The organism is Orbus sasakiae, assembly GCF_039542345.1.
In the GTDB taxonomy this organism is placed as follows: Bacteria; Pseudomonadota; Gammaproteobacteria; order Enterobacterales; family Orbaceae; genus Orbus; species Orbus sasakiae.
The window spans coordinates 705,532-727,018 of record NZ_BAABHY010000001.1 but is presented as its reverse complement, the minus strand read 5'-3'; the positions used below and the strand labels follow the sequence as shown (position 1 = coordinate 727,018).

Annotated in this window: 13 protein-coding genes; 3 read left to right on the top strand and 10 right to left on the bottom strand. The window is 37.7% G+C overall.

Features of this window, described 5'->3' with window-relative positions:
• The 3 genes from ABEA36_RS03140 to ABEA36_RS03130 are packed head-to-tail and all read right to left on the bottom strand — an operon-like array spanning position 1 to position 2,812.
• A complete protein-coding gene (locus tag ABEA36_RS03140) occupies positions 1–747 on the bottom strand; it encodes an ABC transporter ATP-binding protein (RefSeq protein ID WP_345488702.1) in 747 nt (248 codons plus the stop codon).
• Between the two features lies 1 nt (position 748).
• Entirely contained in the window at positions 749–1,756 is a 1,008-nt protein-coding gene (locus ABEA36_RS03135; RefSeq protein ID WP_345488699.1) for a FecCD family ABC transporter permease, read from the bottom strand.
• Between the two features lie 12 nt (positions 1,757–1,768).
• Positions 1,769–2,812 (bottom strand): ABC transporter substrate-binding protein, encoded by a 1,044-nt coding sequence (locus ABEA36_RS03130; RefSeq protein ID WP_345488696.1) that lies wholly within the window; start codon positions 2,810–2,812, stop codon positions 1,769–1,771.
• 334 nt (positions 2,813–3,146) lie between these two features.
• Between ABEA36_RS03130 and ABEA36_RS03125 the strand changes: the two genes are divergently transcribed.
• Entirely contained in the window at positions 3,147–4,298 is a 1,152-nt protein-coding gene (locus ABEA36_RS03125; protein ID WP_345488694.1) for a serine hydrolase domain-containing protein, read from the top strand.
• A gap of 77 nt (positions 4,299–4,375) precedes the next feature.
• Here ABEA36_RS03125 and ABEA36_RS03120 read toward each other — a convergent pair whose 3' ends face one another.
• The 4 genes from ABEA36_RS03120 to tesA form a co-directional block, all read right to left on the bottom strand.
• Positions 4,376–6,829, bottom strand: a complete 2,454-nt coding sequence (locus ABEA36_RS03120) for an autotransporter family protein (RefSeq protein ID WP_345488692.1) — start codon at positions 6,827–6,829, stop codon at positions 4,376–4,378.
• 178 nt (positions 6,830–7,007) lie between these two features.
• Positions 7,008–8,450 carry a pyridoxal phosphate-dependent decarboxylase family protein gene (locus tag ABEA36_RS03115; RefSeq protein WP_345488690.1) on the bottom strand — a complete coding sequence of 481 codons (1,443 nt, stop codon included), beginning with the start codon at positions 8,448–8,450 and terminating at the stop codon, positions 7,008–7,010.
• Positions 8,451–8,461: 11 nt separating this feature from the next.
• On the bottom strand, positions 8,462–9,811 hold the full coding sequence (locus tag ABEA36_RS03110) for a diaminobutyrate--2-oxoglutarate transaminase family protein (RefSeq protein WP_345488688.1): 1,350 nt from the start codon (positions 9,809–9,811) through the stop codon (positions 8,462–8,464).
• Between the two features lie 723 nt (positions 9,812–10,534).
• Entirely contained in the window at positions 10,535–11,179 is a 645-nt protein-coding gene (gene tesA / locus ABEA36_RS03105; protein WP_345488686.1) for a multifunctional acyl-CoA thioesterase I/protease I/lysophospholipase L1, read from the bottom strand.
• Between tesA and ybbA the strand changes: the two genes are divergently transcribed.
• Together ybbA and ybbP are read left to right on the top strand one after the other, a co-directional pair.
• The gene (gene ybbA / locus ABEA36_RS03100) at positions 11,132–11,836 is read left to right on the top strand and encodes a putative ABC transporter ATP-binding protein YbbA (protein WP_345488684.1); all 705 of its coding nucleotides are present in this window, start codon (positions 11,132–11,134) and stop codon (positions 11,834–11,836) included. The genes tesA and ybbA overlap by 48 nt on opposite strands.
• 41 nt (positions 11,837–11,877) lie before the next feature.
• Positions 11,878–14,298 (top strand): putative ABC transporter permease subunit YbbP, encoded by a 2,421-nt coding sequence (ybbP, locus tag ABEA36_RS03095; RefSeq protein WP_345488682.1) that lies wholly within the window; start codon positions 11,878–11,880, stop codon positions 14,296–14,298.
• Positions 14,299–14,889: 591 nt separating this feature from the next.
• Here the strand turns inward: ybbP and ABEA36_RS03085 are convergent.
• Genes ABEA36_RS03085 through ABEA36_RS03075 form a run of 3 tightly spaced genes read right to left on the bottom strand, consistent with a single transcriptional unit; the run spans position 14,890 to position 21,476 of the window.
• The gene (locus tag ABEA36_RS03085; RefSeq protein WP_345488680.1) at positions 14,890–16,170 is read right to left on the bottom strand and encodes an McrC family protein; all 1,281 of its coding nucleotides are present in this window, start codon (positions 16,168–16,170) and stop codon (positions 14,890–14,892) included.
• A 1-nt stretch (position 16,171) separates the two neighbouring features.
• Complete coding sequence (locus tag ABEA36_RS03080) at positions 16,172–18,565, bottom strand: McrB family protein (RefSeq protein WP_345488678.1); 2,394 nt, start codon at positions 18,563–18,565, stop codon at positions 16,172–16,174.
• Between the two features lie 10 nt (positions 18,566–18,575).
• Complete coding sequence (locus ABEA36_RS03075) at positions 18,576–21,476, bottom strand: type I restriction endonuclease subunit R (protein ID WP_345488676.1); 2,901 nt, start codon at positions 21,474–21,476, stop codon at positions 18,576–18,578.
• Positions 21,477–21,487 lie beyond the last annotated feature (11 nt).

Genomic DNA, 21,487 nt, shown 5'->3' with positions numbered 1-21,487 from the left:
TTAGGGCGTCCAATAAAGCGGAATAATGGTATGGGTGTTGGCAACGTTGATTTTTTTCATCGCAATCTGATAAAGTCGGCTTAAATTTGCTTCAGTCAATAAACGCTCTGCAGGGCCAAACATATAATGCTCACGCCCGAGTAATAAGACTGTTGTGGCAATAGTGATAGCCTGTGCGGGATCATGGGTTGAAAACATTATCGTCAAATCGCGTTCCTTCACTAAATTGTGCAAAATGTGCAAAACACGTTTTTGGTTATGTAAGTCCAGAGCACTAGTGGGTTCATCAAGCAACAATAGTTGGCATTTTGCCGTTAAGGCCCTAGCAATTAAAACTAATTGTTTTTGCCCACCCGATAACTGACTAAAGGGTTTGTCGATACCGTTTTCCAATCCTAATAAAATTAAATTCTGTTTTGCAAAAGCCACATCGTTGCTCGTAGGCTTATTAAATAAACCTAATCGATTAGCACAGCCCATCAATACAATCTCAAGTACTGTATAATCATAAGTAGAATTAAAATGTTGTGGTACAAAACTCAGTGAATAATCGGTCAGAACATGGCCCGATAAGGGTTTTATCGTGCCTAACAGCGTATTTAATAACGTACTTTTACCTTGACCATTCACCCCTAAAATGGCAACGATATCATTTTTTTGGATGGTAAGATTAAGTGCAGGTGTTAATGGCCGATCATGTCGATAGCCACACACTAAATCTTGAGAAACCAATATCGATGATGTCATATTATGTTTTTCTCACAAATTGTTTATAGAGTAATAACACAAAACAAGGGGCTCCAAGTAACGCGGTAATAATACCAAGCGGGACTTCTGCATGACTAATTAGTCGAGCAATATCATCAACTAAAATCATATAACCACCGCCTAGCCAAAATGACAGCGGTAATAATGTTTGATGATTAGCGCCGACTAATAACCTTGCGACATGGGGAATAATCAAACCAATCCAACCGATACTGCCACTGACCGCGACTTGGGCTGCAATAATAATTGAACATAAAATGAGAATAAATGTCCGCGTCCCAAAAACAGAAATACCCAATGAACTGGCTTCATGATCAGCAAGTGATAAAATATTAATACGCCAGCTTAAAGCGATTAACAGTATACTTGCTGCGCTAACCGGTATTGCAAGTAATAACAGTTTGTGCCAACTGGCTGTTGCAAAACTCCCTAACAACCAAAAGATAATGTTTGGCAATTTTTCTTCGGTATCAGCAAGATACTGCATCAAACTCACTAATGCGCTAAAGAAGCCACTTAAAATTACCCCAATTAAGACTAAAATAAGCATATTATGCTGCTTTAAAGACTGTGTTATGACAAAAATGAGAACTAAAACCAACATACCAAATAAAAAGGCTGAGCTCATTAAACCGACCGTTGAAATCCCAAGTAAGATGGCGAGTGTACCACCAAATGCAGCGCCTGATGTAACGCCAATAATATGGGGATCAACTAACGGATTATAAAATATGCCTTGCAATACAGCCCCAACTAAAGCAAGCCCTCCCCCGACAAAAAATGCCAACAAGATACGCGGTAATCGTATATTCCATATAACTTGTTGCTCTAATACTGAAGCGTTGTGGGCATGATCATAAAATGGCGAGACCAAAATCATCATAATCTTTGTAGGCGATAAAGCAAAATGCCCCATACCTAATGAGGCAATAGCCAATAAAATCGTTAATACGATGGTAATGATATAAACTGAGCGATAAGTAAACATGAAATGGCTCAATTATTCAGGGTGATAGTCAGTACGATAAAAACGGCGATAATATTCATCTGCGGCTTTTTGCATATCAATATCGGCAAACCGCTGTGGATAAAGTTTTTTCGCCATCCACAGTTCGCCAAGGGCTAAAGCCTCTGGCATCGGATAGCCCCAAGCTTTAGCATATTCAGGCATAAGGTAAACCCGTTGTTCTTTGACCGCCATAATATTTTGCCACGCACTGTCAGTTAAAATTTCATTCACAACTTGTGGATAGCGTTCTTGTACAAAAATGACCTGAGGATCCCATTGCAACACATTTTCAATCGATATCTGTTTAAACCCTTGAATGGTTGCAGCCGCAACATTATAAGCACCGGCGTGCTGCATCATGAGTCCGGTGTATTTACCCGAACCATAAGTGGTCAAATTGGGATTTGCCATATAAACGCTGATCCGCTGTTCAGGCTTAAGATCCTTTAGACGCTCACTCACAATTTGTCGTTGGCTAAACGTATAATCAATCAGATCTTGTGCTTGTTGTTTTGCATCCATTACCTCACCAATCAGGAGAATGCTGGCTTTTAACCCCTCATTGTAGGTATACTCTTCATTATTCATCTGAGGATTAATTTTACCTGCCTCGGATGCCAAATCTTGACGTAGTGAAATGGCGATAACAGGAATATTCAGCTGTTCGATCTGTTCAATCATCGCTTGTGGCGCATAATTAGCGACAAAGACCACTTGTGGTTTAAGTGTGAGTAAACTTTCGATATTCGCGGATGAAAGATCACCAGGCATAGGGAGGTGAATAAGATTAGGTGCTAGCCGATTATAGTTTTTACCCAATTGCTTTTGCCACGATGATAAGACACCAACGATGTGATCTTGTTGATTTAACTGTACCAATAAATTCAGTGTTTGATGCTGTAATACCACGACACGTTCTATATGATCAGGCACAGTAACAGTACGATTTAATTGATCAACGACCTGCTTTGCAAAGGATGAGTAACTAAAAAAAAGGACTAAACATAAGCTGTAACGAATAAAATAGGTTTTCATTAAATTTCCAATTTGAAAAGAGAGCATTTTATTTAAAGTAACGCTAAAAGATGACCACAAATAATCGTTATATATTTTGTCATATAACGATGGCGACGTCTATTTTTCATCATCAGAGGGGGGTGGTTTCATGATTAATGACATAACGTTGTCAGTAAGATTGTTATATACTAATAATCCATTTGACGACGACAATAAAATGAACTGTGTAAATTGTTGGATATCGATTTGAAATATGAGATCCGTTAATTCACAATAATATCGTCGCACCATTTATCGTAAAGTATTTCGTACTGGGTTATCCAATATATTGCTAAAAACATTAGGGATCATTATGCAACCAAACACATTATCAAGGCGCCTTAATAATGTCATGCAACGCGCTGTTGATGAAAATAAGATTGTCGGTTCAGTGGTTATTGTTGCAAAACAAGGGCAAATTATTTATCAACAAGCGAAAGGATATTTAAATCGAGAAAATAATATTAAGATGGCTGAAAATTCCATATTTTTACTCTCTTCAGTCAGTAAACCCATTGCTATTGTAGCGGCTTTATTATTGATTGAAACCGGTCAACTGGATTTAAATGCGCCTATCACACACTATTTAAGCGACTTTACGCCCCGTTTGGCAGATGGCACACCGGCTATGATTACCCTTCACCAACTGCTCACCCATACCGCGGGTTTAAGTTACCGCTTTAATGAAGCTTACGGTCAAGGTCCATACAATACACTGCAAGTCTCAGATGGCTTTGATCATATTGCAATTAGCCTTGATGAAAATCTGCGTCGCTTATCTTTAACACCCTTGTTATATAAGCCAGGCACGAGCTGGACATACTCATTATCGATTGATGTTTTAGGTGCCATTTTGATGGCTGTAACAAGGCAAGATTTAGATACCCTAATCAGCTCATTAATAACGGTACCGCTAGCAATGCATGATACTGGATTTGTGGTAACGGATATAACACGGTTAACAACGCATTACTACGATGCGATGCCCATACCACAACCGATGCAAGCAGATTATCAAATGCAATTAGGTGATGATTGGAATCATGCTATTTTTGATTATAGCCCTAAACGGATTTTTAATCATAACGCTTATCACTCAGCGGGCGCCGGCATGGTCGGTTCCGCACCTGATTTTATGCGTTTTTTATTAGCAATTAGTTCGCAAGTCAATGCGTTATCTTCGAATAAATTGATAAATAAAATGGCTAAAATGCATGTGAGTGATGAGATTCAGGCACAAGGACCCGGTTGGGGATTTGGTTATGGCGGTGCTGTACTCAATAACCCAGAACTCGCGCATAGCCCGCAAGCAAAAGGGACTATTCAGTGGGGCGGCGTTTATGGGCATAATTGGTTTTATGATCCTGCGCAAGATTTAGCGGTTGTCACCCTGACCAATACCGCAATAGAAGGCATGAGTGGTGATTATCCATTACAGATTCGTAATGCGGTATATGGTGTTTAATGTCTAAAGTCATATTTAAAAGATGAAAAAATGCGCCTGATGACTCAGACGCATTCCTTTTTTACCATACAAATCAATTAAAAACTGACTTTCGCAACAGCGGTCATATAGTGTGCATCATGTTGACGTTGACCATAATATTGGTAACCAATAGCTAACTCAACAGGGTTATATTTAAATGCCATCCTCCCACCAATATTAAATTGGTGTTTACCGCGATGTGTTGTATTTGAACTCATGGTTGCTAAACCACTCACGCCATTAACCGTAATGTCACTATCAAATTCATTATCAAGCAAATTATAGGCATAACCTGTTTTTGCAGTGAGAATGAGTTGTGCATCTTGGCGTTGTAATAATGAATAATTAACGGCGAGATCAAAAGGAATCAATAGTGCTGAATTCGACGACTGACTATATTTAAGCAAGGCAATATCATTATAAGTGACATCATGCGCGCTATTTTGAGTATAGATATAAGATAGCCCAAGTGTTGGCGTTAATGTTAATTGATCGAAGACCTGCCAATCATAACCAACCTGACTACCAACATTCCATGTATTACTATTAAAGTCCTCTTTTGCCCAGTAAAAACCATCATTTTCTTTTAGATTATTATCACTACGTGCATAGCCAGCATAAGCAGATGCAAAAATATTGGACGAAAATTTATAACTTGCATAAGCTTCTATCATATAATGAGTTAAATCTGAATCATGAGTTACCGCTGACTTATCTTTATACTCACCATATGAATGGCCTAATGCGAGCCCAACTAAAAGATGGTTAATCGTTTTATCGTAGCCAATAATAAAGCCATTTTCAGAATATTTATAACCAGTCATGCCTCGAAGCGTATCTGTCGATTCATTACGTCGCGTTATCTCTATCCATAAGTTATCCTGTTTATCAGCTAAGCTTTGGGATTGATAAAATTGATGGGTACGACGATCAATCGCTGCTTTGGTTTGCTTGACAGAATTAAGTGCAATTTCACTAATATGTAAACCCCGATTATTATTATATAAACCAGCAAAGGCTTGGGTAAATTCAGTAGCAGTGTCACTGCTGCTAATTTCACGATTCCCATCTGCAATAGCTTCAAATACAGCCCAGTTAAGATTACCCGCCTGCGAACCATCAGATTGCGCTAAATTACCTGTCAAAGATTTTGATTTATAAGAAACGGCTTTTGCAACTTTGGCTAAATTTTGTGTAAAACGTTCTGCAATGTTTGCCGTATCAATACCGGCACTTTGATAATATCGCCCAATCTGTTTTTCAGCTGCCGTATTTGCCGAACTATCATTGGTAAAATCAGTCATGTCTGTATTGACAAAAATTAAATCAGTTCCTGATAATTTAAAATTAAAATTACGGTATATATTACCAAATAAATCTTTTGTATCGCCATTGTTCATACCAGCAATATTTAATGCATTATTAGCTGATAATACCGTTATATTAGCTTGTGATGTTGTATAATTGAGTGCTTGATTAATAAAATTAGTATTTGCAGTAAATTGCGCAGATGAACCAATATTAACAATATCGCCCGTGATTTTATAGACCTCTCCCGCAGTAGAAGCACTAAGATTAATTTTACCTGCAATATTTAATTGAGACGTATATGACGTTTTATCACTTACCGTTAAGGAACCTTTTAATGCTTCAATTGTCGCATATTGACCAATATTAAGTTGCCCTGTAGAGGAAAGTATTATGTTACCATCCCCCATATTACTACTCAAAATTGCGTGATCAACAACATTGAAATTACCACCTTGACTGACATCAACTGTTGCGCCTCGCATAATCGTCATCTTTGCATCATTACCGACTAATACTGAACTTTTAGTCACATCCGTATTTGTCGTTTGCAATACGGTATTCGAACCAATAATTTCAATATCGCCACCTGTCAAATTAAAAGTTTTTGTGATTAATTTTGCAGCGGCATTACTTGAGCCCGCTAAATGATTCCCCCCGCCACTGATATTAGTATTCCCGTCTACTGTCACAGTGGTTGTTCCCGTTGTATCTGAGCCTGTCCCCATTACATTACCAGCGGCAATCATTAAACCATCCATTTTTTTATCACCACTGATACTCACATTCAAATCACCGGTAATTTTCAAATCGACATTATGGGTAATAGGATCAGTGGGAAAATCTGGATATAAGCCCATCCAAGCAGTAAACATTCTTGTATCAAATTTACCAATCCACGTGTCAGCATATACATTCATATTGCCGTTAATGGTCATATTAATATCACCATTAGCAAGAGAACCTGCTTCACTATCGGTTTTACCAGCAAAACCAAGATGGAACGCACCATCTTCAGCAACGGTTAAATCATTATTGACGCTGACATTCGTTGTTTCTGTGCCACTATTGGTGATAAAATATCGTTCGTGTATGTCACTTATCGCCAGTGTTGTATCGGTTGTTATATCCGTATTTTGTGCATATACATAACCCATATTTAATACACCAAAGACCATTATTGCGATTGATTTAATTTTCATGTTTTCCTCTATATTATTATTTGTTATGTAGCAGATAATACATGATCGATAATGATAATCAATATCATTAAGATGAGTTTTTAATCAATTCGCAAAAAATAAAAAAGCTATTAAAATCGACGTTTAATAGCTTTAAATAAGGACATAAAAATAACTTTATGTTAAACAAAGCGTAACGTTACATTTTGTTAACAAGATACTCGATGTTATCCAACAACTGCTTTACATCATCAAATGTGGTATGCGGATTCAATAATGTCATTTTTAAGGTAACGTGACCATCTCGACGCGTGACACCTAAATTAGCTCGCCCTTGATCAAACAATAGTTGAGCAATGAAACGGTGTATTTTGGTACTATCACGATCTTTAAGTTGCGAAGGATGAATTCGAAATAATACGCTAGCAATTTGTGTTTCATTAACACGTTCAAAAAAGGGTGAACTATCCAGATGATCAGCCACTTTTTTAGCTAAATCAATGGAGTAATCAACCATTTGTGCGTATTTTTTAGTACCAATACTACGTAAGCTCATCCACAATTTTAACGCATCAAAACGACGAGTTGTTTGAATGGATTTAGCAACTAAATTGACTAACCCCTCTTCCTCGTCCTCAATCGGATTGAGGTAATCGTCATGACGGCTAATTAATGTGTAATTATTACTCTCTTTTAATACAAAGGCTCCACAGCTGATCGTTTGTAAAAACTGTTTATGAAAATCCAGTGTAATTGAATCAGCATATTCAATACCTTCAATCCGATGACGATATTTATCTGAAAACAATAATACTCCGCCCCAAGCGGCATCAACATGTAGCCATACTTGATGTTGTTGGGCAAGCTGAGCAATTGCGTTCATATCGTCAATCGCACCCGTATCGGTCGTACCAGCAGTGGCAACAATCGCGAAAGCGCGTTTAGATTTCGTCTTTAAATCATTAAGGGTTTGTGCCAATTTATCCACCAAAATACGGCCACCATGATCACATTCAACCGTTACTGTTGCTGACTCATTGAAACCCAGTAATAACATTGATTGTTGTACTGAAAAATGCGCTTGGCTCGAACAGACCACGACTAAATCATTTTTGGTATATTCTGGACAATGCTTTAAGCAATATTCGCGAGCTATCAATAACCCCATAAAATTACTTTGTGTGCCACCACTGGTAAATACACCTGCATCACCCGTTGGGTAACCAATAACGTGACGTAAAGCCGTAATAATGTGTTGTTCAAACAATGAAGCTGAAGGACTTTGGTCCCATGAGTCCATTGATTGATTTGCAATATTAATCAGCACTTCAGCTAATTGTGACGATAAGGTCGTTGGACAATGTAAATGAGCCGAGCACAGCGGATGATGCACTTGTAATGCATGCTTTAAAAAATACTGCGCAGCCTCTTGCAATGCTTGCTCATCGCCAACACCATCTAACGGCAACATATCAATATGAGTAATTTGTTGTCGCAAAGTATCAATGGTTATACCATCATACATGGTACCATCATGTAGCCAGTCAGCGGCTAAATCTACCGCTTGACGCATTAAGGTGCGGTATTGCTCCGCACCGATTGGACCAATGGCCGTCAGTCCTGTTTGCGATCGATTTTGCATGTTAACAATCCTTATTGGCAAACCATCATTAGGGCTTGATCAAGCTTTTGTAATACTTGCTCTACCTCATGGTGTGAAATAATTAATGGCGGTAAAAAGCGCAACACCGCGCCATGTCTCCCACCACGTTCTGCAACCAAGCCTAAATTAAAACACGCTTTTTGCAAATTAACGGCAAGTTCAGGTGCATAGGGTAAACTGCCTAATTTATCAGCAGCACCTTGGGTATCAACAATTTCAATACCTAGCATCAAGCCCCGTCCGCGAACTTCACCAATACAAGCGTATTTCTTTTGTAGCTTGACTAAGCCTGATTTTAAAAGATTACCGACCACGTTAACATGTTCAAGCACACCATGTTGGTTGATCATTTCCAACGTTGCAAGCCCTGTTGCCATCGCCAATTGATTGCCTCTAAATGTGCCAGTATGTGCCCCTGGTTGCCACACATCAAGATTTGAGCGATAAGCAACTAATGACATCGGTAAACCACCGCCAATCGCTTTAGACATGACGATCATATCTGGCACAATCCCTGATTCTTCAAAAGCAAAAAACTGTCCGCTACGACCGATACCCGCTTGTACCTCATCCAGAATTAAAATGATGCCAAGACGCTCGGTCACTTCCCGAATTCTTTTAAGCCAAGAAGTTGGTGCAGGAATCACCCCACCTTCGCCTTGAATTGCTTCTAATATGACGGCGGCTGGTTTTGTGACCCCGCTTTCAACATCATCAAGAAAACGCTCAAATAAATTCGCTAATGCTTCTGCACCTAATTCACCACCCAGTCCAAGTGGACACCGATAAGAGTAGGGATATGGCATAAATTGTACGTAAGGCATTAATCCCTGAATCGGATTTTTCGCACCAAGATTACCTGTTGTACTCAATGTTCCATTTGTCATGCCATGGTAACCACCGGTAAAACTGATAATTGTTGCTTGTCCTGTTACTGTTTTGGCTAATTTGAATGCAGCTTCATTTGCATCTGCACCGGTTGGGCCACAAAACTGTAGTCGCCACTCATCAGGGTGACCAGGTAAAAGATTAAGAACCGTTTGTGAAAACTGATCTTTTAAAGGCGTTGTTAAATCCAACGTATGTAGTGGTAGCTGACTATCAAGAACCGATTTTATTGCATTCACCACATTCGGATGATTATGCCCTAAAGCTAATGTTCCTGCGCCAGCAAGACAATCTAGATATGATTTTCCTTCAACGTCTGTTAACCAAACGCCTTGTGCTGATTTTATCGAGATAGGAAATTTTCTTGGATAACTTCGCGCATTAGACTCGAAGTGTGATTGTCGATTTAAATAATATGCATTATCGAAAGACGAAGATAATGTTGTTCCCATGTCAAACCCCTGTTTAAAAAGTTCTACTGTGGAAATAAAAGTAACGCGTTATTGAATGCTAACTATCCACCTAATGATACATTTGCCCTAGAACGCTTGTAATATAACGTTCTAAATCAATCTTCTCTGTTCTTTTAATCTTACAGTAATGTCGTGTTTATCAATGCCGAGATTCTACAAATTTTTGTATATCTTTCGGCCCTCCGGTTTTGTTTAATGATTTAATAAGTTGTTAAAATGTTAAATCCCCTGACTTAATCATATAAGCTGTGACATAACAATTTTTAACCAGCGAATTTTAAGCTTAAAAAATATATTTGCAATAAAATAAAGGCAATTGATTCAATATTTTACATTTGAAAAGATAGTTTGGTTGATTTTTATACAAAAATCACTTCCTAGAAAATAGGCAGACCTGTGATTAGGTAATTTTATATCTAACCAAATGATTATAATAGCAATTAATGAAGTTACTGGCTGTTGAATATATACATTAATAGATAAATTATTTAAAGTCGTTGCTGCCGATTTAAAAATACACATTTAGATTAAATTACAAACACAATGCTATTAACTCATAAGCAAGCATTATGTAAGAAATAAATCCAATCTGTACCAAAATGGCGGATTTCAATAAATTATCGTGGTATTTTAATCGAAATGATCAATGGGTCGTTTTGACTAAATTGATAGCAAAATAGTGATGACAACCCAATATTATCATCATTTTAGGATCGGTAGAAGATGCTGACTCATCCACTGAGCGATAAAGGGCTGTGCATCAGCATTAGGGTGAATGCCATCCGCTAACATCCATTGTGGCTTAGTTATGACATCAGCTAAGAAAAAGGGAATCACAGAAATTTGTCGTTCCTTGGCTAATGTTGGATAAATTGCTATAAAAGCATCACTATATCGTTTACCATAATTGGGTGGAACGTATATTTGCATCAATATCGGTATTGCATTGTGAGCTTCTATCATTGTAATGAGTTCAGATAATTGTTGTTTAATTTGTGCGGGTTGATAGCCTCTTAAGCCATCATTAGCACCAAGTTCAATAAGAACCCATTTAGGTTGATGCTGCTTCAATTGCTCTGGCAGTCTTGCATAACCTTGAGCGACCGTGTCACCACTAATACTAGCATTAATAACATTAATCGGATTCTCAAGTTCTTGCCACTGCTGTTTTATGCGATTAGCCCAGATGGTATCGGCAGGTAATTGATAACCCGCACTTAAGCTGTCTCCTAAAATCAATAACGTATTGGCGGCAAAAGTATTCATTGAAAAGAGTCCTAACATTAAAAGGAGTAATGCGTGCCTAAACATTTGCAATCGCAAGACAATATTCTTTCTGTTGAGCATATCACAAAAACCGTTGGTGAAAATGAAAGCAAGTTAACCATACTTACTGATATTAATATGAATGTCAAATATTCACAAACGGTTGCCTTAATCGGTGAGTCGGGTTCTGGAAAATCAACATTATTGGGGATCCTTGCTGGCTTAGATAATGCTTCTAGTGGTGATGCATATTTATTAGGTAAAAATTTGTCGAATCTGAATGAAGATCAGCGCGCTGAATTACGTTCGGATGCTGTCGGTTTTGTTTTTCAATCGTTTATGCTTGTCCCAACGCTAACGGCTCTTGAAAACGTCCAACTTCCCGCACTCCTTCGTGGTGAGCAAGATATAACAACCCGTCGAGATGCAAAGGACTTGTTGACCAAGCTTGGTTTGGGCCAACGCTTAAATCACTTACCCTCGCAGCTTTCTGGCGGTGAGCAGCAACGCGTGGCCTTAGCGCGTGCATTTAGCGGTCGTCCTAAAATTTTATTTGCTGATGAACCTACTGGTAATTTGGACCGGAAAACCGGTGATTACATTATCGATTTACTTTTTTCACTCAACCAAGATTATGCCACAACATTGGTGCTCGTTACCCATGATCTTGGATTGGCAGCACGCTGTGAAAAGCAATATCAATTAATTGATGGCCAATTACACGCTGTGACAGTATAAATACACAAGCAATTGATTTGACCCAATAGAAGGAATATAACGTGATTTGGCAATGGTTTCGACGAGAATTAACATCATCATCTTTGATCATTGTATGTTTTTCATTGATACTGGCTTTTGCAACAGCCTTTTCACTGGGTAATATTAATGATCGTATTTTGCAAGGACTTGGCCAACAAAATCGAGAAGTCTTGACCGGCGATCGCGTACTTCGTGGTTCTTATCCAATTGATGATAACTGGCTCGCCGTTGCTCAAGATAACCGTCTTGAAGTCAGTCAACAGATCAACTTTTCAACGATGATTTATCACCAAGACCAATTGCAACTCACTGATATAAAAGCGGTTGACAGCCACTACCCATTGTATGGCAAACTGCTAACTGATCCACAAATTCCCTTAACAGCCAATCATATTTTTGTTGAAAATCGCTTATTAATACAATTAGGCGCTAATATTGGTGATGATATTGATGTTGGCGATGACACGTTCACGATTAGTGGCATATTAATTGAAGAACCTGATGCCAGATTTAATGCTTTTCAACTTGCGCCACGCGCATTAATCCGCCTTGATGATGCGGCTAAAACGGGCGCAATACAACCGGGGAGCCGATTAACTTACCGAACAATGTTTAAAGGTACGTTAAATGCGCTCACACAATTGGATCATCTTGCTACGTCCAATCTACGCATTGATCAGCGCTGGGTGACATTAGATGAATCGGGTAATGGTGCACTGAATCAAACACTAGAGAGAGCAAAACTATTTTTAGTTTTATCATCAATGTTAGTGATTGTTTTAGCCACAACAGCAATTGTAGTGGCAATGAATCATTATTGTCGAACCCGTTATGATTTAATTGCCATATTAAAAACATTAGGGGCGAATCGACAAACATTAACCAAAATTGTGGTTGGGCAATGGGTAATCATTTTGCTCATTGCAATCTTTATCGGTACTGTTTTTGGCCTAAGTCTTGAAACATTATTACTGTATCTACTTAAGGACGTTCTCCCTGCTAACTTACCTCAAGCAGGAATACAACCGTGGCTCAATAGTGCGGCATTATTATTTGTTATCTCCGGTGTAATTGGTATAAGACCTTACTTGCAACTACTCTCTACCCCACCACTACGCGTATTACGCAGTGATGCAAAAGCGTCACGTTGGCCACTGCGATATTACTTACCAATCACACTATTGATTTTTATTTCTTTACTATTAATCATTGTAGGATTCAATCCCGTTTGGTGGTCATTATTATTGGGCATAGCCGTGTTAGGATTTGCACTTGGTATTATTGGATGGGGTGGCCTTGCCGTATTACGTGTAATCATGACTAAACATTTGGCGTTACGCTTAGCACTCAATCGTTTATTACGCAGCAGAATCAGTACACTCAGCCAGTTTGCAACCTTTTCACTCTCGTTAATGTTATTGACACTGCTAGTCTCAATTCGTGGGGGTCTATTAGACAGTTGGCAAACCTCTTTACCAGACGATAGTCCCAATTATTTTGTATTCAATATCCCCCCCGCACAATTTGACGATATTGAACACTTTTTTAATCAAAAATCAATTACGCTCGGTCATAATTTTCCGATTGTGCGAGCAAGGCTCACCGACATTAATCAACACCCAGTTAAAGAGTTAATCCAAGAGGGACAACCGGGTTATGGCACAACGAGCCGTGAACTGAATCTCACATGGTATGCTGATCCTGCCCCTTATAATCCGATTGTTGAAGGTAGCTGGCCGCCAAAGATGGGGGAAGTGTCAGTTTCGGTTGTACAAGCACAAGAACTCAATATCAAATTGGGGGATAAATTAACTTTCATCGGTAATGCAATGCCCTTTACAGCAACGGTCAGTAGCTTACGAACGGTTGATTGGCAAAGTTTAAAACCTAATTTTGTTTTTATGTTTGATCAGCAGACGTTATCTCAACAGCCTCAATATGGCTTTACTAGCTTTAAATCACCAAGTAATCCTCAACTACTTGCTGAATTTAATCGACTTTATCCGATGGTAATGTTAATGGATCTCACCACGGTATTAACACAAATATCCTCATTAATTAATCAGATCACCTCAACATTACAGTTGATTGTGATACTGGTATTGATCTGTGGTGTTTTACTGTTAGTCGCTCAGCTACAAGTCGGTATGCAACAACGACGACTTGAGCTCAGAGTTTACCGTATACTTGGCGCTAAATTGCGTTTGTTAAATGCCACATTATTCATTGAGTTTTTTATTATTGGTTTGATTTCTGGCCTTATTGCCGTAATAGGTGCTGAAATTGCGCTATATAGTCTACAAACTTATGTGTTTAAATTCCCATGGCAACCGAATATCATGAATTGGTTCTGTGTACCGCTGATCAGTGGTGGGGCATTTTCTTTTATCGGTTATGTATTGAGTAAACAATTATTAACAGGACGCTTGAATCGGATGTGAGACTTATTGAAGTTAGACGTTTTCGTTTATATTAAGTTGATGAAAAGGTAATAAGCACGAAATCAAATAACGACCACATCCAACATAGTAATGTAGGGAATGGTATATTTAACAAGCTGTTTTCGTTAACAAAGTGTTGTAATAGGCAATTATAGTGTAAAAACTCATGATGAATTCAAAAACCAAGTGCGAATGCCTTTTTAGAAAAGACTTCATAGGGTGTTTTGAAGCCTAGCCGCTTTCTGGCTAGGTGATTTAACCAATTCATTGAGATTTGTAAAATCTGCCTTTTTAGGAAAATACTGCCGGATTAAATCATGGGTATTTTCATGCGTTCCTCGCTTTCACGGCGAATACGGGTGAGCAAAGTCATATTGGCGTGATAATGCCTGGGAAACCGTCTTGTGCTCTGCACATTCTAGCCCATTATTTGGGTGAATTTAAACGCAAAGTACAATCAAACACCATGTCAAACATATCAGGTAAAATGATGAATATCCTTCTTGCCACTAAAAAATTAAACCATCTTTGTGTAACAAGACTTAACGGTATTTTATACCAAATAACTATGTCATTATTTCAATTGCAATATTACTGAATGCCACACCATGTCACAATTTTTTGATAAATATGTTCTTGCCATTCACGTATATTGTAATTATTTTCAGTGATGTGCAGAAATAATAAACTGCATATTTTATTAGGATCTTGCTCTGTATTGATATAGCACCCGTCAATATTTTTTTTGATAGATGATGAAGGGTAAAATAACGCGACTTTGTCTGCGCCATAATAATAATGATAAGTATGAAGTTGATGCAAATCTGCACTTGATGGTTTCAAATAATTGGGACATTTCCATTTAGTATCGACAACAAACTGGTACGTGTTTTTCAAATCATGGTGATGGATGACAATATCGGCTTTGATTGTAGTACGATGATTACCATCAGTACTAGACTGCCAAAATAATGATGGTAACTGGGCTTTAATTTGAAGATTCGGATGTTTATTACACCGCTGTAAACTCACTAATACAAACTTTTCCCATAATTGGTTCATATCAAACATGAGGGATAAAACAGAATTGCAGCCTTTGGTAACATCTGGATGATAGTTAAGTAACAACAGTTTTGCAATCATTAATGCGGGTTGATAAGCATGATTTTTACGATGATAACGAATTTTATTAAAAGTCATGTCATCCACATAACAATCCATCATTTCAGGAAAGTTAAATAAGATTGTATTGATACGTGAAGTTAAGTGAGGATTATGGTTTAGCTGACTCAGTAATTTGAGCGTTTTGTAAATGATTTGATTATAGATATTGTGGGTATCATAAACGGTATATTCAACAAAAAATCGTTCTTTATGGGTGTGGTTGTAAGCAATGTGCTTAGTCAAGTTTAAGCGCCCTTTTAACCGCGGTATATTGTCCTGTTGATTGTGATATTGTTTAATTAATCCTTGATGTAATAAAGACTCAACTTCTTTAACAAATAATGCAAAGTAAACATCTAAAATTGAATTTGCTTTTAAATTTAAATCGGCAGTACTTGTTATTTTTGCCTCTATCGATGTGGTTAACAGTAACATATCAATCAGGATTTTTAGCCAAACCGTTTTATTGCTTTCGCTATCATAACCGCTTGGTTTATCTAATTTTGGTAAAACTTCAATCATTAAATTACCAACTTGAATAACACCAACATATTGATTAAAACGCACTCCATGATGAATTAAAGTGTAATAAGGCACCCCCTTTTCACCATAGTAATGCTGCAATGCTTCGAGATCTGACTGGCTAAAATCAGCATCGCGATTTACTTTTAATGTTTGATGTTCAAAAACCCGAATGATTTTTTTCATATTATTGTTTAATGTTACGATGTAATAATGATGATAAAGCCTTCGATAAAGTATCGGGTGCAATTTTATTTAATCGATAAACAATTTTATCTTGATATTGATAAGCCGTATCGTGTTCATCATCAAATTCAGCAAATATGTTGTTTTGATGAGTGTCAATATTTATTTTTTCTACAAAACCATTACCTAATACCAAACCAATTTTAGCGTAATCATTAAAGAAGTATTCTTGCAGTAATGGAATAACGTTATTGTTAAACACATCGCACAATTCATCGAGATGTTGTATATTCATAAAATAGCTGTGGCCAATTTGATGATCCCGATCAAGCAAAATTTCAAGCCGTTTATTGATCGTGCTTAAAATCTCGTTTAAAGGAAATTGCTTTACTTCTGTGGAGTTGTGTTGCTCAGCATTTAATAACGCTGGCTGAGGTCGCATTTCTGTAAAACAAAAGCGACGCCGCAATGCAGTATCCAATGCTTCAACACTACGATCAGCGGTATTCATTGTGCCTATGATATATAAATTATTGGGCACGCCAAATTTTTGTTTGCTATAAGGTAGCGTGACCGTTAATGCTTCGCTATTGCCCAAACGTTTATCATCTTCAATCAATGTAATTAATTCACCAAAAATCTGTGAAACATTACCACGGTTGATTTCATCTATGATAAGAACGAAATTCTGTTTTTTATCTTTAGACGGTTTATTTACGTCTAATTGATAATTCAATTTTAAATATTCACCAATTGCTCTTACGTATGAGGGATTGTAGGCGGTGGTTTTTGATTCACCACTGACGATATATTCGACAATATTTCTAATTGAGGCTGCATAACCATTACCTAAATCGTCATTTATTGAATTTTGAGGATAACATCTAAATGTAGTATTGCCATGATATTTCACATCAAACAATTTTGACGTTGAGGTTTGTAATGTCACCTTTTGCTCTACACATATTTCTTTAAACTTTTCAATTGCCTGATCAATACTCAGTGTTTTGCTTAAGTTACCGATTTTGGCCTTATTCGCCAATTGCTTAAAAACACCCTCTTGAATTTGATAACAAATCTGCGATTGTTCGCAACTATCATCTAATATAGGCTTTATTCCCTCAATAAAATCCTCGTAACATGTACTTTGATGAAAAGTGGTAAATACAATTTGACCTGCCTCTACTTTTTCGTCAAAAATCTGCTTTAAGGTTTGACGGTCTTTTCCTTGAATATCGATACCAATCATACTTAATGCGGTATTAATCGTATGATAGGTTTTACCCGTTCCAGGTGGACCATAAAATATTTGGTTTAAGGATTGTTTTTTATTATCCATAAGTTTTCCATTAATTAGATTGTCATTATCTTGATGTGGTTCAGCAAATGACAATTCAATTAATTCATCTATACTGTAACCAAAGAAATAATCTAGTATTTTTGACTCAAACGATGAAAATTCTACTTTTGGTACTTCATAAAAAGTACTGTTGTAATTGGGTGTCCAACCTTTTTTAAAGGCCTCATCATAAACAATTGGTCTTGGTAACTTTTTAACTATTTTATATTTCCTAACTAACCAAGGGGAATTATTTTCCTGCTCACAGTTACTAATAATTTGTACTAATGCATAAACACTATTGCTACGTGTCAAATAAACAAAATCACCTATTTTAGCTTCATCTTTGAATTTCTTAGCTTGCGATTTTGGTGTATCTTGATGGATCATCATAAAAAGGTCTTTATCAAGTTGATTTAATACTTCTTCTGAAATAGTTTCTTTTCCATGAGACAATTTCCAAATTGTAATTTTTTTCGTACTAATCCATTTTTTGTATATATCATAAGAGACCGCCATCAAGTTATCTTGTGTTAGCGGGTATTCTAATTTATTGAGTACATCAGACATTAGCGTTTTTTCTTGAAAGTAATGTTGAAGTGCTTTTTCACTAAAAATACTCACTAAGATTGGTTTTGTAATATTTTGGTAATGAAATGCTATTTTCCATTTTAAAGTAAAAGCTAAATCAATATTTTCTATTACTGAGATATTTCCTGAACGAATACACTGTATAATTTCGACAATCAATGAGCGAATATTTTCAAATGCTTCTTGTGGAGATTTTCCATATTTGAGATTCCATGTGTAATGTTCATCGCTCGCTAGATGTGATTTAGGATTGGAATCCATATTTTTCTTTTTAAAAATACCGAATTTTTCTGCTGAGCCTCCCCGAATACTACCATAAGGGCGTAGCAAATGTTCTAACCAGTATGTAAATGTCGTTTTATCCTCAATGCTAGTGTATTTATCAATAGGCATGCTTTGGACTTTGTCTAATGGCCAGATTGCCAGAAATTCATTCCATAGTTTAAAATCATTACAATTTATCATTTGTTATCGCCTACCACCCCAAATAAAACACGTCGATGACTTTTTTAATTTTTTCAAGCACTCTTGGGTATACTGTTTTTAACTGACCTAATGATGGTCTTTGTTTTAACGTTGAATACACATCTTCACGAATCGGATCTTGCTGAGTGAAGAGAATATTATCGATGAGCTTATCAACTTTATCAGCTTGTAGCGCTTCATCTTGGCATAATGCGTTTACTGCATTTAACTTGGCTTGTTCAACAAAGGTGGCCAAAGCGTCGTTAATCTCCTCGGTTGAAGCAAGGCTAGCCAAGTTTTGTTCAATAAACTGATCGATTAATTCACGTTTGCTGCGTAGCTCTGGTGAGCTGGCCATGTTTTGCAGCAGTTTTTGGCGTAAAGCCTCGCGCTGCTCGTGATTATCGGCGGTTTTGATGTCACCAAGCAAACGCAGAATATAACCGACATTGATATCATCTTGGGCAATCAGTTCCAGCTCAAAATCGACGTCATCTAAAATCGAAACTTTTTGTTTGCCAAATTCTTGCTTAACCCGATCTTTTAAATCCAGATATTTACTTTGATAGTTTTGAAACAGCTGCTCGCTCAGGGCCAAATCACCTGGCGCATAATCCGCATACGATTTTAATACATTTTGCAAACGAATCAGTTTACGAAAGGTTTTAACAAATGCCAATAATGCGTGTTCATCCGGCAGATCATCAACACTTTGCACGGTAGGCGTTAAGGTTAATAATTGCTCGACTACCGCATTAAATTGACTCACATAGTCCTCATAAGGCGCAATAATCACTTGTTCTTGCGCCTGTTTATTGGAAAACAGCGCCAGCGCGTCATCGGTTGCTTGTTTTAAATTACGAAATACCACAATATTGCCTTGTGATTTGACGTCATTTAATATGCGATTGGTGCGTGAATACGCCTGAATTAAACCGTGAAATTTTAAGTTTTTATCCACATACAGGGTATTTAAAGTTTTGCTATCAAAGCCAGTTAAAAACATATTCACCACCAGGAGAATATCAATTTTACGTTCTTTGACCTTTTTCGAGATGTCATTGTAATAATCATAAAACAGTTTGCTGTCTTTGGTGGTGTAGTGACTTTTAAACATCTGATTATAGTCACCGATAAACTGTTCTAATTTATCGCGAGCTGGCATATATTGCGCGGCCGGCTCAGCAGCATGTTTAAACACCTCATCAATGCCGTCTGCCTCTAAATCCTCTTCATTACTTGTATACGAAAAAATGGTCGCAATACGCAAGTTATGTTGGCCGGCCAGTTTTTTACGTTGAAATATGTCGTAATATTTGATCAGCGCCGGCACACTGCTCACACAACACATCGCGGTAAAATCGCGGCTGTGGGTTTTGGCATCATGATGCGCCAAAATATAATCGACTATCTTTTCAAGCCGTGTTTCGCTATCCATTAACGCTTTGGTATCAATACCTTCAACGTCAACATCTATTTCGTTTTTCGAATCAACGCGGCGATATCGCCCGACATATTCAACGCTAAATTTGAGTACATTTTCGTCCCGAATCGCATCAATAACGGTGTATTTGTGCAAGCAAAGGTGAAATAGCGATTGCGTGGTATGTTTAACTGAGGCTTTGGTAATCGCATTCTCGACAAAAATCGGCGTGCCGGTAAAACCAAACATCTGGTGGTTGGTAAAGAATTGCGTGATATTTTTATGGGTATCACCAAATTGGCTACGGTGGCATTCATCAAAAATAAACACGATCGGTTTATCGGCTAATTTTTGCATCTGCGCTAAGTAGCGTTTATTACTGATGGCGTTATTCAATTTCTGAATCGTGGTCACCACTAATTTGGTATTGCGCTGGGTATTGATTTTTGCACTATCAATCGGTGCGTCAGTTAATTGATCAACTAAAATTTTAGTGTTGTCGGTGCTGTCTACGCAGCCGTCTAAAAAGGCATTAAACTCTTTGGCAGTTTGATAGTCTAAATCTTTGCGATCCACCACAAACACCACTTTATGGATCTGCGGCATAGCTGTTAGGATTTGCGCGGTTTTAAATGAGGTTAAGGTTTTGCCCGATCCGGTGGTGTGCCAAATATAGCCATTCCAACCGTTACCGTTTGCCTCTTGCTGTGATGGTGCTGAAGCTATTTTGTCATTAACGCGGGCAATAATCGCTTCGGTGGCGTAAATTTGATAAGGCCGCATCACCATTAATACATGTTGGCTATTGAGTACCATATAGTGATGTATCATGCCATGAATATGCGCTGGTGTTAAAAAAACGCGGGCAAAATCGGTTAATTCGTTATACGATTTATTGTGGATATCGGTCCAAAAAAAGGTTTGCTTAAAACTTTGGTTTTTATTGTTAGCATAGTAACGGGTATTGACGCCATTGCTGATAACAAACAGTTGCACAAATTGGAATAAGCCATCCTCCGCCCAATAAGAGTGGCGTTGATAACGGTTAATTTGGTTAAAGGCTTCTTTGAGTTCAATGCCACGGCGTTTCAGTTCAATTTGCACCAGCGGTAAACCGTTAATTAAAATTGTCACATCATAGCGATTTTGGTATTGCCCTTCTACCGTCACTTGCTGGGTTATTTGGAAATTATTTTTCTTAACATCATCATACAGGAACGCTATATGGTAATAACTGCTATCATCACGGTGGATGTCGAGTTTATTACGCAACAATTGCGCCTTATCAAATACCGTGCCTTTGGCCAGTGCATTTAAGACTTGTTTAAACTCATCATCACTAAATTGCACTTGGTTGAGTTTTTCGAGCTGGGTTTTAAGGTTACGGCGCACGCCGGCAATATCATTAAGGGATATCAACTGATAACCTTGACCGATAAGCTGTTTAACCAATGCATCTTCCAATTGTAGTTCGGATTGATAAGCCAAAATAAACTCCT